At 65.8% G+C, this 13266-nt stretch carries 11 protein-coding genes; 8 read left to right on the forward strand and 3 right to left on the reverse strand.

The window, feature by feature from the left end:
• Positions 1-122: 122 nt before the first annotated feature.
• The gene (locus LQG66_RS16225; protein WP_231327202.1) at positions 123-431 is read right to left on the reverse strand and encodes a hypothetical protein; all 309 of its coding nucleotides are present in this window, start codon (positions 429-431) and stop codon (positions 123-125) included.
• 629 nt (positions 432-1060) lie between these two features.
• Between LQG66_RS16225 and LQG66_RS16230 the strand changes: the two genes are divergently transcribed.
• From LQG66_RS16230 to LQG66_RS16255, 6 genes are all read left to right on the forward strand, one after another.
• On the forward strand, positions 1061-1966 hold the full coding sequence (locus tag LQG66_RS16230) for a LysR family transcriptional regulator (RefSeq protein WP_231327203.1): 906 nt from the start codon (positions 1061-1063) through the stop codon (positions 1964-1966).
• 148 nt (positions 1967-2114) lie between these two features.
• Positions 2115-3059, forward strand: coding sequence for a 5-dehydro-4-deoxyglucarate dehydratase (gene kdgD / locus LQG66_RS16235; RefSeq protein ID WP_231327204.1), 945 nt, complete (start codon positions 2115-2117; stop codon positions 3057-3059).
• Positions 3060-3230: 171 nt separating this feature from the next.
• Positions 3231-4586 carry a glucarate dehydratase gene (gene gudD / locus LQG66_RS16240; RefSeq protein ID WP_231327205.1) on the forward strand — a complete coding sequence of 452 codons (1356 nt, stop codon included), beginning with the start codon at positions 3231-3233 and terminating at the stop codon, positions 4584-4586.
• Positions 4587-4641: 55 nt separating this feature from the next.
• Positions 4642-6090, forward strand: a complete 1449-nt coding sequence (locus LQG66_RS16245; RefSeq protein ID WP_231327206.1) for an aldehyde dehydrogenase family protein — start codon at positions 4642-4644, stop codon at positions 6088-6090.
• Positions 6091-6321: 231 nt separating this feature from the next.
• Positions 6322-7863 (forward strand): galactarate dehydratase, encoded by a 1542-nt coding sequence (garD, locus tag LQG66_RS16250; RefSeq protein WP_231327207.1) that lies wholly within the window; start codon positions 6322-6324, stop codon positions 7861-7863.
• 225 nt (positions 7864-8088) lie between these two features.
• A complete protein-coding gene (locus tag LQG66_RS16255) occupies positions 8089-8883 on the forward strand; it encodes a class II aldolase/adducin family protein (protein ID WP_256460624.1) in 795 nt (264 codons plus the stop codon).
• Positions 8884-9013: 130 nt separating this feature from the next.
• Here the strand turns inward: LQG66_RS16255 and LQG66_RS16260 are convergent, their stop codons facing one another.
• Positions 9014-10102: an SMP-30/gluconolactonase/LRE family protein gene (locus tag LQG66_RS16260; RefSeq protein ID WP_231327208.1), complete on the reverse strand. Its 1089-nt coding sequence runs from the start codon at positions 10100-10102 to the stop codon at positions 9014-9016.
• 253 nt (positions 10103-10355) lie between these two features.
• On the opposite strand from LQG66_RS16260, the gene LQG66_RS16265 reads away from it, so the two are divergent.
• On the forward strand, positions 10356-10934 hold the full coding sequence (locus LQG66_RS16265) for a hypothetical protein (RefSeq protein WP_231327816.1): 579 nt from the start codon (positions 10356-10358) through the stop codon (positions 10932-10934).
• Between the two features lie 2 nt (positions 10935-10936).
• Here the strand turns inward: LQG66_RS16265 and pdxR are convergent, their stop codons facing one another.
• A complete protein-coding gene (gene pdxR, locus LQG66_RS16270) occupies positions 10937-12385 on the reverse strand; it encodes a MocR-like pyridoxine biosynthesis transcription factor PdxR (protein ID WP_231327209.1) in 1449 nt (482 codons plus the stop codon).
• A 64-nt stretch (positions 12386-12449) separates the two neighbouring features.
• Between pdxR and LQG66_RS16275 the strand changes: the two genes are divergently transcribed.
• Entirely contained in the window at positions 12450-13172 is a 723-nt protein-coding gene (locus tag LQG66_RS16275) for a pyridoxamine 5'-phosphate oxidase family protein (RefSeq protein ID WP_231327210.1), read from the forward strand.
• The last annotated feature ends 94 nt before the right edge of the window (positions 13173-13266 follow it).

A 13266-nucleotide genomic window follows, 5' to 3' on the forward strand; every position in this document is an offset into this window, starting at 1 on the left:
TGACGGAAGAGAGAACTCGCAGATCACTCGGATCCATCGCGAGGCCAGCCCGCCAAGACTTCTGAAAAAAATAAATCTCTTGCGATTTTTCGGAATTCATGGTTGTCTGCGCCCATCCCGCCTCACTGCGGAGGGGCGTTGCGCGCGATCGTCACGACACGCGGGGCGGGGAGCGATGGCCGCGAGAGATCGCAGCGTGTCTTCGGATGCGCCGACGAACGATCGCTTGCGGACGTGAAGTCGCAGCGTCCTGACACCCCGATGCTGGTGTCCAGCGCAATGCGCGCAAGCGCATTGTCGTCATGGTGGCCAACAAGCCCGGCGCACCAGGGAGACTGCGTATAAGCGTGAAGACCGTCGCGCAGGGAATGCCGGTTGATCGGCACCACCTGTGGTACCTGCCGCCTGCATTTTTTTAGCAGGCGGGCCATGGGTGAGGCCTTCACCCGGCATTCCCTGCGCCCTCTGCATCTATCAGGAGGGACGAACTAATCGTACGCCTCGGGCATCACATGCCGCGAGAACGCGCTGTCGTGTGGCGGCTGATCGATCTTGGTCCCGCTGATCGATACGCTCCCCGATCGAGATACGACTTGGCTGTTTGAGATGTGAATCCGCTCCCCACACCGCTGTCGTCCCGGACAAGCCGCGACGCGCGACAGCGCGGCACGGCGCCGATCCGGGATCCATACGCCGCGGCGGACGTGATGTGCGAACCGCTCATGACGAGCCTGCCTAACACGACTTCCTGTGGTTATGGGTCCCTGCGTTCGCAGGGACGACACCGGTGTTTGTTGAGGCGTTTGGGACGAAATCGGCAGATCCGGAGCGCGCTGCCGTAGGGTGGGCAAAGGCGCGCACGCGGCTATCGGCCGCGTGTGCGACGTGCCCACCATCAGCATCGAACGCGGCACGCGGTGGGCACGGCGCGCGCCGCATCTTTTGCAGGCCGAGACAGTGCAGCCGCGCCTTTGCCCACCCTACACGCCCTCATTTCCACCCCGCCCGATCAATGCTAATGCCGTAGAGGACCCGCCCGATCCATACCGAGGAGGCATCGATGTTCGACCTCAACCAGTTGCGCTGCTTCGTCACCGTGGCCGAGGAGCTGCATTTCGGCCGCGCTGCCGTCAGGCTCAACATGACGCAGCCGCCGCTGTCGCGGCAGATCCAGGTGCTCGAGCACATCATCGATGCAGCCCTGCTCGAGCGCACCAGCCGCTCGGTGAAGCTGACCCCGGCGGGACGCAGCTTCCTGCCCGAGGCGCGGCGCATCCTGAAGATGGCCGAGGACGCCGCCCAGGTGGCGCGCCGGATCGCGACCGGCAAGAGCGGCTCGCTGAAGATCGGCTTCACCGCAGCCGCCGCCTACGGCTTCCTGCCCGAGCTCGTCGCCGCCTGCCGCACCCAGCTTCCCGAAGCCGACCTCTCGCTCAGCGAGATGGTGACAGGCGACCAGATCGAGGCGCTGGCCTCCGGCCAGATCGATGCCGGCCTGCTGCGGCCGCCGATCGCCCGGCCGGAATTCGCCACGCGCCGCGTCGTGGCCGAGCCGCTCTGCGCGGCGCTGCCCCGCCGCCACCGGCTGGCCTCGGCCGAGACCGTGTCGATCCGGGATTTCGACGGCCAGCCCTTCATCATGTATTCGCAGATCGAGGCGCGTTATTTCCATGACCTCTTGGTGTCGCAGTTCATGCGCGCGGAGGTGCTGCCGCGCTACGTACAGCATTTGAGCCAGATCCACTCCATCCTCGCGATGGTGCGCGCCGGCCTCGGCCTCGCCATCGTGCCGGAAGCAGCCCACAGCCTGAAGATCGCCGATGTCCGGCTGCGGCCGCTGAAGCTGCGCAACCCGACACCGGCCGAGCTGTTCCTGGTCTGGCGGCGCGATCACGACAATCCGCTGCTACCGGCGCTGGTCGAGATCGCGGGCGGTCTCGCCGCCCTGCAGCAGGCCGAGGATTGATACTCAACCAGTATCAATCAATACCGTGATTGGCTTGGACCGGCATCGAACTTGGCCCTACGAAACGCCGCGAGGGATGCGCGCGCTGGTGCACTTGCCGGGTCCGATCCCAAGACATTCGTGCAGACATTCGTGAAGGACCTCCGCGATGAGCAAGATGACCCCCAAGGAAATGGCTGCGAAAATCGGCAGCGGCCTGCTCTCCTTCCCCGTGACGCCGTTCAAGGCCGACCATTCCTTCGACGAGGCCACCTATCGCGCCAACATGGACTGGCTGTGCGGCTATGACGTCGCCGGCCTGTTCGCCGCCGGCGGCACCGGCGAGTTCTTCTCGCTGACGGCGGCCGAAGTTCCCCAGGTGGTCAAGGTCGCGGTCGAGGAGACCAAGGGCCGCGTGCCCGTGCTCGCCGGCACCGGCTACGGCACCGCGATCGCCCGCGAGATCGCTGTTGGTACGGAAGCGGCCGGCGCCGACGGCCTGCTGCTGCTGCCGCCCTATTTGATGCATGCCGAGCAGGACGGCCTTGCCGCCCATGTCGAGGCGATCTGCAATGCGGTCAAGATCGGCGTCATCGTCTACAACCGCGACAACGCGATCCTGCAGCCGGACACCCTGGCGCGGCTGTGCGAGCGCTGCCCGAACCTGGTCGGCTACAAGGACGGCATCGGCGACATCGAGCTGATGACCCGCGTCTACACCAGGCTCGGCGACCGCCTGACCTATATCGGCGGCCTGCCGACCGCAGAGACCTTCGCTTTGCCCTATCTCGACATGGGCGTGACCACCTACTCCTCGGCGGTGTTCAACTTCGTGCCGGAGTTCGCCACGAATTTCTATGCCGCAGTGCGCAAACGCGACCACGCCACGATCCATGCCGGATTGAAGGATTTCATTTTGCCGCTGATCGCGATACGCAACCGCAAGAAGGGCTACGCGGTCTCGATCATCAAGGCCGGCATGAAGGTGATCGGCCGCGATTCCGGCCCGGTACGGCCGCCGCTCACCGATCTCACCGAGACCGAGATGGCGGAGCTGACCGCGCTGGTGAAGGCGCTGCCGGGTGCCGTGCCGGCGCAACAGGCGGCGGAGTAAGATTGAGCTGCGTCTGCGGCTGAGGCCTTTCCCCTCATCCTGAGGAGCCTGCAGAGCAGGCGTCTCGAAGGATGAGGCCACAGTCGGGGCCTCATGGTTCGAGACGGCGCCAAGGCGCCTCCTCACCATGAGGGTGGACGAACGAAGTAAAACGAAAAGAGGAGGAGCATAATGAGTCACGAAGCCACCAAGACCGGGATCTCCGGCGCGCCGGTCGTCACCGGCATGGAGGTCATTCCGGTGGCCGGCCGTGACAGCATGCTCCTCAATCTCAGCGGCGCGCATGGGCCGTTCTTCACCCGCAATCTCGTCATCGTCACCGACAATGCCGGCCACACCGGCGTCGGCGAGGTGCCGGGCGGCGAGAAGATCCGGCAGACGCTGGAGGATGCGAAGAGCCTGATCGTGGGCAAAAGCATCGGCGCTTGCAACACCATCCTCGCATCGATGCGCACCGCGTTTGCTGACCGCGATGCGGGCGGCCGCGGCAAGCAGACCTTCGATTTGCGCGTGATGATCCATGCGGTGACTGCGGTCGAATCCGCGCTGCTCGACCTGCTAGGCCAGCACCTTGGCCTGCCCGTCGCGGCGCTGCTCGGCGAGGGCCAGCAACGCGCGTCGGTGGAGGCGCTCGGCTATCTGTTCTTCGTCGGCGATCGCCGCAAGACCGACCTGCCCTACGCGACCGGCGAGGGCGAGAAGGACGGCTGGTTCACCTTGCGGCACCAGGAGGCGATGACGCCCGAGGCCGTGGTGCGGCTGGCCGAGGCCACGCACGACGCCTACGGGTTCGCCGACTTCAAGCTGAAGGGCGGCGTCCTCCGAGGCGAGGCCGAGATCGAGGCGGTGACCGCAATCGCCAAGCGCTTTCCGCAGGCGCGGGTCACGCTCGATCCCAACGGCGCATGGTCGCTCGACGAGGCGATCCGGCTGTGCAAGGACATGCACGGCATCCTCGCTTATGCCGAGGACCCCTGCGGCACCGAGGCCGGCTTCTCGGGCCGCGAGATCATGGCCGAGTTCCGCCGCGCCACCGGGCTGCCGACCGCGACCAACATGATCGCCACCGACTGGCGGCAGCTCAGCCATGCGCTGCGCCTCGGCGCGGTCGACATCCCGCTGGCTGATCCCCATTTCTGGACGATGCAGGGCTCGGTGCGCGTCGCGCAGACCTGCCGCGACAACGGCCTGACCTGGGGTTCACACTCCAACAACCATTTCGACATTTCGCTGGCGATGTTCACCCATGTTGCCGCCGCCGCCCCCGGCAAGGTCACCGCGATCGACACCCACTGGATCTGGCAGGACGGCCAGGCGCTGACCAAGGAGCCGCTGCAGATCAAGGGCGGCAAGATCGCCGTGCCCGAGAAAGCCGGGCTCGGCATCGAGATCGATCGCGAGGCCATTGAAAAGGCTCACGCGCTGTACAAGAGCCACGGGCTCGGCGCGCGCGACGATGCCGTCGCCATGCAGTATTTGATCCCTGGATGGACCTTCGACGACAAACGACCCTGTCTCGTGCGCTGACGCTTCAGATGGGATATGACTGCCGCGCCAATCGCGCAAAAGTCGGGAGAACAACATGAACGCGATCCTCAAGAATTTCATTGCCGGCGAATGGATCGACGGCACCGGGGTGACCCGCAACATCAATCCATCCAACACCAACGACGTCGTCGGCGAATACGCCAAGGCCGACAAGGCGCAGACCGAGAAGGCGGTCGCCGCCGCCAAGGCCGCCTTCCCCGCCTGGTCGCGCTCGACGCCGCAGGAGCGCTATGACGCGCTGAACAAGATCTCGGCGGAGATCCTGTCACGCAAGGAAGAACTCGGCCGCCTGCTCGCCCGCGAGGAGGGCAAGACGCTGCCGGAAGGTATCGGCGAGGCGGCGCGTGCGGGCCAGATCTTCGCCTTCTTTGCCGGCGAAGCGCTGCGTCTCACCGGTGAGAAGGGCGCTTCGGTGCGCCCCGGTCTTGACGTCGAGATCACGCGCGAGGCGGTCGGCGTGATCGGCATGATCACGCCCTGGAATTTCCCGATCGCGATTCCCGCCTGGAAGATCGCCCCCGCGCTCTGCTACGGCAACACGGTGGTGTTCAAGCCGGCCGAACTGGTGCCGGGCTCGGCGCATGCGCTCTCCGAGATCATCGCCCGCTCCGGCCTGCCGTCCGGCGTGTTCAACCTCGTCGTCGGCTCCGGCTCGGTGGTCGGCCAGACCCTGATCGACCATCCGGACGTGGCCGCGATCTCCTTCACCGGCTCGGTCGGCACGGGACGCAAGATCGCGCAGGCCTGCGTGCTGTCTAATCCGATGAAGAAGTTCCAGCTCGAGATGGGCGGCAAGAACCCGATGGTCGTGCTCGACGATGCCGACGTCAAGGTCGCGGTCGAAGCTTGTGTCAACGGCTCGTATTTCTCGACCGGCCAGCGCTGCACGGCGTCCTCGCGCCTGATCGTGACCGAAGGCATCCACGACAAGTTCGTGGCTGCCATGACCGAGCGGCTGAAGGGCCTCGTGGTCGACGACGCGCTCAAGCAGGGCACGCACATCGGCCCGGTGGTCGACCAGAACCAGCTCGAGCAGGACCAGCGCTACCTCAAGATCGGCCAGGACGAAGGCGCCAAGCTGACCTGGGGCGGCGAGCTCCTGAACCGCGAGACGCCCGGCTTCTACATGCAGCCGGCGCTGTTCACCGAAGCGAACAACAACATGCGCATCGCCCGCGAGGAGATCTTCGGGCCGGTCGCCTGCGTGATCCGCGCCAAGAACTACGACGAGGCGCTGGCGATCGCCAACGACACCGAGTTCGGTCTCGCTGCCGGCGTCTGCACCACCAGCCTGAAATATGCGTCGCACTTCAAGCGCAACAGCGAGGCCGGCATGGTGATGGTCAACCTGCCGACCGCCGGCGTCGACTACCACGTCCCGTTCGGCGGCCGCAAAGGCTCGAGCTACGGCGCCCGCGAGCAGGGCTCCTACGCACGCGAGTTCTACACGACGGTCAAGACGGCCTACACCTACCCGGTGTGAGTCGTTGAGACCGAGACCCTAAGCCGCGTCATTGCGAGCGAAGCGAAGCAATCCAGGAGCCAGAAAAACGATTCTGAATTGCTTCGTCGCTTCGCTCCTCGCAATGACGAAAACTGAGACCTGTAGGGTGGGCAAAGGCGCGTAGCGCCGTGCCCACCGACGGTTCGAGCAAGAGGATAGACGGTGGGCACGCTTCGCTTTGCCCACCCTACGGATCGGAACGGAGCCAGCATGAACCAGCAGGTCGTCGCGAACCAGGAGCCCCGCACCATCAAGCTCAACGCGCGCGACAATGTCGCGATCGTGGTCAACGATTTCGGCCTGCCCGCCGGCACCCAATTTCCCGACGGCCTGACGCTGAAGAGCTTCGTGCCGCAGGGCCACAAGACCGCGCTGGTCGACATCGCCGCGGGCGGCCCGATCGTTCGCTATGGTGAGATCATCGGTTACGCCAAGTCGCCGATCGCAGCCGGGGAATGGGTCGACGAGGCCCGCATCGACATGCCGGAAGCCCCTGCCCTCGACAAGCTGGAAATCTCGACTGCCGTGCCGGCGCCGCTGCCGCCGCTCGACGGCTACACCTTCGAGGGCTACCGCAACGCCGACGGCTCGGTCGGCACCAAGAACATCCTGGCGATCTCGACCTCGGTGCAATGCGTCTCCGGCACGCTGGACTACGCGATCAAGCGCATCAAGAGCGAGCTGCTGCCGAGATATCCGAACGTTGATGATGTCGTCGGCCTCACCCATGCCTATGGCTGCGGCGTCGCGATCACGGCCCCCGACGCCGTCGTGCCGATCCGCACCTTGCAGAACCTGGCGCTCAATCCCAATTTCGGCGGCGAAGTCCTCGTCGTCGGACTGGGCTGCGAGAAGCTCGCGCCGGAGCGCCTGCTGCCGGAAGGCACGGAAGATTCCATCGTGCGCATGCAGGACGAGGCCTTCGACGGCTTCGGCGCCATCGTCGATGCCATCATGACCCAGGCCGATCGGCGACTTGCCGAGCTCAACAAGCGCACCCGCGAGACCTGCCCGGCGTCCGATCTCGTGATCGGCCTGCAATGTGGCGGCAGCGACGCGTTCTCCGGTGTCACCGCCAATCCCGCCGTCGGCTTCGCCGCCGACCTTCTGGTCCGCGCTGGCGCGACCGTAATGTTCTCCGAGGTCACCGAGGTGCGCGACGCGATCCAGTTGCTGACCCGGCGCGCGATCAACGAGGATGTCGGTCGCGCGCTGATCCGCGAAATGGACTGGTACGACGCTTATCTGGCGCGCGGCGGCGCCGATCGCAGCGCCAACACCACGCCCGGCAACAAGAAGGGCGGACTCGCCAACATCGTCGAGAAGTCGCTCGGCTCGATCGTGAAGTCCGGCTCCGGTCCGATCCATGGCGTGCTGGCGCCCGGCGAGAAGGCGCGGACGAAGGGCATGCTGTTCGCGGCGACGCCGGCCTCCGACTTCATCTGCGGCACCCTGCAGCTTGCCTCCGGCATGACACTGCAGGTGTTCACCACCGGCCGCGGCACGCCCTATGGCCTTGCGGCGGCGCCCGTCATCAAGGTCGCGACCCGCAGCGAGCTGGCGCGGCGCTGGAAGGACCTGATCGATTTCGACGCGGGGCGCATCGCCACCGGCGAGATGACCATCGAGGAGACCGGCTGGGAGCTGTTCAAGCTGATCCTCGACGTCGCCTCCGGCCGCACCAAGCCGTGGTCGGACCGTTGGGGCATCCACAACGACCTGACCCTGTTCAACCCGGCGCCGGTGACCTGAGGCCTGCGAGAGGAGCTCGCTCACACGACCATGGCAATTGCTTCACTCAGACCCATCCCCGTCATTGCGAGCGAAGCGACGTGTCCGCCGAAGCCCATCGGGCGTAGGCGGAAGCAATCCAGAGTCCCGAACGGACAGAACTGGATTGCTTCGCTTCGCTCGCAATGACGCGTATGCTGAGGCGACAAACCTAGATCAACGAAGACCAGGGAGGGGAACGACAACATGTCCAACGTCAGTTGTTTTGCCGCAGTTGCTGTCGCAGCCCTCCTCCTCTCTGCCGCCCCCTCACGCGCCCAGGATTCCATCGCATCCGTCCCGCGTGAGCTGCTCGACGACATCGCCGTCGGCAGCCGCATCCTCGCCGATCTCGGCGTCGTCGATGCCTTCGGCCATGTCAGTGCGAGGCATCCCACCAACCCCAGCCATTTCCTGATGGCGCGCTCGATCGCGCCGGCGCAGGTGACGGCCGACGACATCATGGAGTTCGACGAGAACGGCGAGGCGGTCGATGCCCGCGGCCGCACCGTCTTTCTCGAACGCTTCATCCATGCCGAGATCTACAGGGCGCGCCCGGACGTCAAGGCGGTCGTGCACACCCATTCGCCGGGCGTCGTGCCCTTCAGCGTCAGCCGGACACCCTTGAGGCCGCTCTATCACAACGCCGCCTTCCTCGGCGCCGGCGCAGCGGTCTGGGACATCGGCAAGGAGTTCGGCGCGACGGATATGCTGGTGCGCAACAACGCGATCGGCAAATCGCTCGCGACCGCGCTCGGCGACAAATCAGTGGTGCTGATGCGCGGCCATGGCGACGTCACGGTCGGCGCCGCGGTGAAGGTCGCCGTGTTCCGCGCCTACTACACCGACGTGAATGCGAAGCTGCAGGCGCAGGCCATCGGGCTCGGCACCGATGTCAGCTATCTCAGCGCCGAGGAGGCCACCAAGGCAGACGGCGTCAACATGGTGATCATGGACCGCGCCTGGGCATTGTGGAAACAGAAGGTGCAGGCGGGCAAATAGCGGCCCACGAATGAACGTCATTGCGAGGAGCAAAGCGACGAAGCAATCCAGTTCCTTTCGCAACGAGACTCTGGATTGCGTCGCTTCGCTCGCAATGACGAACGACAACACCCGGATGCTGGCGAACGCGCTACACCGCGCCTTCCGCCTCGACATAGAGCGCGTAGAGCGAATGCGACGCCGCCATGTAGAGCCGATTGCCCCTGGGGCCGCCGAAGGTCAGGTTCGGACAGCGTTCGGGCAGACGGATGAAGCCGATCGGCTTGCCCTGTGGATTGAATACCATGACGCCGTCGAGATCCTCGGACTTGCCCTTGAGCGGGTACACCTTGTGGCCGTTGAGATCGACCGGCTCGGATGCCAGCGCGCCGTTCGAGCCCCAGCCGCACCAGAGATTGCCGTCACGGTCGACGCGGAAGCCGTCGAGCGCGCCCTGGTCGGCCGCATCGATCAGCTTCGTCTTGTTGCCGACCGTACCGTCGGCGTTGACGTCATAGCTCCAGATGCTGCGGTTCGGCGTCCCCTTCCACTCGACGACATAGAGCTTCTTCTCGTCCGGCGAGAAGGCGAGCCCGTTCGGATTGACGAGGTCGGTGATGGCGGCGGTGAGCTTGCCGTCGGTGCCAATGCGGAACACGTTGGTGTTGGCCTGCTCCGGCTTGGCCTTGAAGCCTTCCCAATTGCCGTTGATGCCGAACAGCGGATCGGTGAACCAGATCGTATCGTCCGATTTCACGACGATGTCGTTCGGCGCGTTCAGCCGCTTGCCATCGAAGCTGTCGGCCAGAACGGTCACCGAGCCATTCTTCTCGGTGCGGGTGATGCGGCGCGTCACCGAATGCTCGCAGGTGACGAGGCGGCCCTGGCGGTCACGCGTGTTGCCGTTGGCGTAGTTGGCGGGGCTGCGGAAGACGGTGAAGCTTCCGTCCTTCTCGCTGTATTTCATGATCCGGTTGTTGGGAATGTCGCTGAGCAGCAGATAGCCTTCGTCCGGAAAATACACCGGGCCTTCCGCCCAGCGCATGCCGCTGGCGACCTGCTCGACGGTCGAGCTGTAGAGGCGGTACTTGGCAAAGCTGGGATCGAGGATCTCGACCGCGGGATCGGGATAGCGCTGGTTCGGTTTGAAGGCAAAGGATTGCGCCCTCGCCTGCCCCGAGATCGCGAGCCCCGATCCGGCCAGCGCACCCGAAAGAATGTCGCGACGCGACAATGTCATCAGCTTCCTCCGTATCGTTCTTGTATTGGGCCGACGATCGGCCGTACCCATCCCATAAAAGGTGCGCGCGGAACATTCCATTGCTTTTGCCGCATCGATCGATACCAACCATCGACGCGCTGCAGCGCAGGTCGGCGGTCGGCGCGATCGAAGGTGGGCCGCGCCAGCCGATGTCGGACCTCATTTTGCCGCAAAGCTGACACATCGCTTAACCTGCTGCGCAGACATGATTCCCTTCAGGCTCACCCCGCGGATGCCCTTGCACTTCTCCCGCCTCGCTGCCGCCGCGCTCGGCCTGCTCCTGGTCACGCCCTGCCTGGCCGAACAACCGCTGGCGGCTGCGAGCTCGCCGGAGGAGCGGCCCGATATCGATCTCTACGCGCTGATGTCCGGCACCTGCCGTACCCTGAAGGTCGACGGCCGCGAATTTCCCTGCAAGACCGTCGCCTTCTTCCATAGCGAGAAAGGTCGTGCCCATTTCTCCGTCGCTCTCGACGATCCCGCCGATGAGAGCCACATCATCGCGTTCTCCGGGGTCAATGGCCGAAGGTCGATTCAGAACGTCTACGAGCTGCCGATCGATCGCATGCTCCTGAACTCGAAGCATCGCCCGAAGGTGGACGGCATCCCGGTGCCCGCGGCGCAAGGCTCGTCCGGCGTGTGTCGGCAGGTCGGCAATTTCGCGATGCTCAAGGTGACGAGCGTCACCTGCTCCGCCAAGGACGAGTCCGGCCGTACCTACGAGCTGCAGTTCGTGTCGGACGGCACGCCGATTACGCTCCGCCGGGTGCGCCAGACCATGACCAACGCCGAGCACAATCCCTATCAATGAGCTCAGCGCGAGCGTGGCTCGCCCGCAAGAATATCGGATGCCGCGCGCCCGAGCCGCCTAGCGGCGTCGGCCAGATCCTTCGCCGCAAAGCCCGAATAGCCCAGGATGAAGCCGTCGGGGCCGCGCTGCACGATCCGCGCGTCCGACAACAACCGGCACTCGATACCGGCCCGCTCGCAGATCAGCTTCGCCGCGCCCTTCGGCGCTGAGGGCGGCAAGGTCGCCAGCAGATGCAGCCCTTGAGCAGGCGCCGCCAGTTGCAGGCAGCCCTTGGCATGCTTGACGAGCGCCTCCGCAACGACGTCGCGCGCCTGCCGATAACGCGGGCGCATCCGCCGCATGTGGGCTGCGATCACCCCCTCGGCCATGAGATCGGCGAGCGCCTCCTGCATGAAGGCAGGTGGGAAGCGGTCCAGCGCGGCGCGTGCCGCCACCACGCGCGGGACGAGCGCCGGCGGCACGACGAGATAGCCGAGCCTCAGGCCCGCAAACAGCGTCTTGGCGAAGGTGCCGAGATAGATCACGCGCTCACCGCCGATGCCGGCCAGCGCCGTGAGCGGCGGGCCGGCGAAGCGGTACTCGCTGTCATAGTCATCCTCGAAAATGTAGGCGCCGGCCCGGCGCGCCCAGTCCAGCAGCGCGATCCGCCGCGCCATGCTCATTGGGACGCCGGTCGGAAACTGGTGTGACGGTGTGACATAGGCGGCCTTCGCCGGTGCATGAGTCTTTTCGCCTGCGCTTACCACGATGCCTTCGCCGTCGACCCGCACCGGCACCAGCGTCATCCCGGTCGCCCGCAGCGTGTGGCGGGACGCATGGTAGCCGGGGTCCTCGAACCACACGGCATCGCCCGGCGCGAGCAGTGCATCGAGGCACAGCCTCAGGCCCTGCTGCGTGCCGCTCACGATCAGGATACAGCTGGGATCGCAGCGCACGCCGCGATTGGCAGCGAGATAGTGCGCGACCTGCGTACGCAGATGCATGCTGCCGCGCGGATCGCCGTAGCCGAGCTCATCGGGAGCGGCCAGCGCGATGCGCCGCCGGCTGGCCGCCGCGAGCCGCCTCAGCAGGACCGAATCGACCAGCGTGAAACCGAGTGCGAACGGCCGGCGCGATGGAATCCGAACATTGAGCTCCGCCACCGGCGCAGCAGCCGGCGGCATCGGCAACTGGGCTGCGACATAGGTGCCGGCGCCGTGCCGCGGCTCGACCAAGCCGTCCGACAGCAGCTGCTCATAGGCCGCCACGATCGCATTGCGCCGGACCCCGAGCTGCTCGGCGAGCCCGCGCGTGGACGGCAGCCGCAGGCCGGGTGTGAGCAGGCCGTCGACGATGCCTGAGCGTAGCGCGCCGTGCACCTGCTGCGACTGGCTGCGGATGGTGCGGTCGAGACGGATCGGCAGCGCCAGCACGTCGTCCCGCCGCCGCGAAGTGGTTGTTCGATTTGGCATCGAAGTGGAACTCCCAGCGACCACTTTGCCATGGCATCAAGCCGTCTCAAACAGGAGATTGACGATGTCCGAGCAGCCAGCGGCGAGCTATCCCGTCGACGACACCAACCGCATCAAGCGCCGGCATCAGCGCGCCCATTATGATCACGCCACGGTCCATGCGCTGCTCGACTCCGCCGCGCTCTGTCACGTCTCTTATGTCATCGACGGGCAGCCCTACTGCACGCCGACGCTGTATTGGCGCGAGGGGACCACGCTGTACTGGCACGGGTCGAGCGCGAGCCGCATGCTGCGCAACCTGTCCGAGGGACAGCCCGCCTGTCTCACCGTGACCCAGCTCGACAGCCTGGTGCTGGCGCGCAGCGCCTTCCATCACTCCGCCGACTATCGTTCGGTGATGGCGTTCGGCCATGCCAAGCTGATCGAGGATGAGCCCGAGAAGTCACGCGCGCTGACGATGATGGTCGACCGTTTGTTTCCCGGCCGCACCGCGACCTTGCGCCCGACCACGGAGCAGGAGCTGAAGGCCACCGCCGTCGTCAGCATGGAGATTGAGAAGGCCTCGGCCAAGGTCCGCGCCGCCGGTGTCATCGACGACGACGAGGACTACGCACTGGCGATCTATGCCGAGCGCATCCCGGTGCGCACGGTGATCGGCGCGCCGGAGCCGGACAGCCGGTTGCTGCCGGGCCTCGCCCGTCCCGCAACGCTGTCAGGTTTCAACGCCGGACGGCGGCTCGATGAGGTGCTGACGGAGGCGTATGCGATGAGCTATCCGGCGGGGTAGTTCATAGCGCGACAATGTAGGGTGGGCAAAGGCGCGCCCGTCCTCCGCGTCTGCATAGGCGCTGCCTGACCGCGCCGTGCCCACCATTCACGGC

It is taken from the genome of Bradyrhizobium ontarionense (assembly GCF_021088345.1).
In the GTDB taxonomy this organism is placed as follows: Bacteria; Pseudomonadota; Alphaproteobacteria; order Rhizobiales; family Xanthobacteraceae; genus Bradyrhizobium; species Bradyrhizobium ontarionense.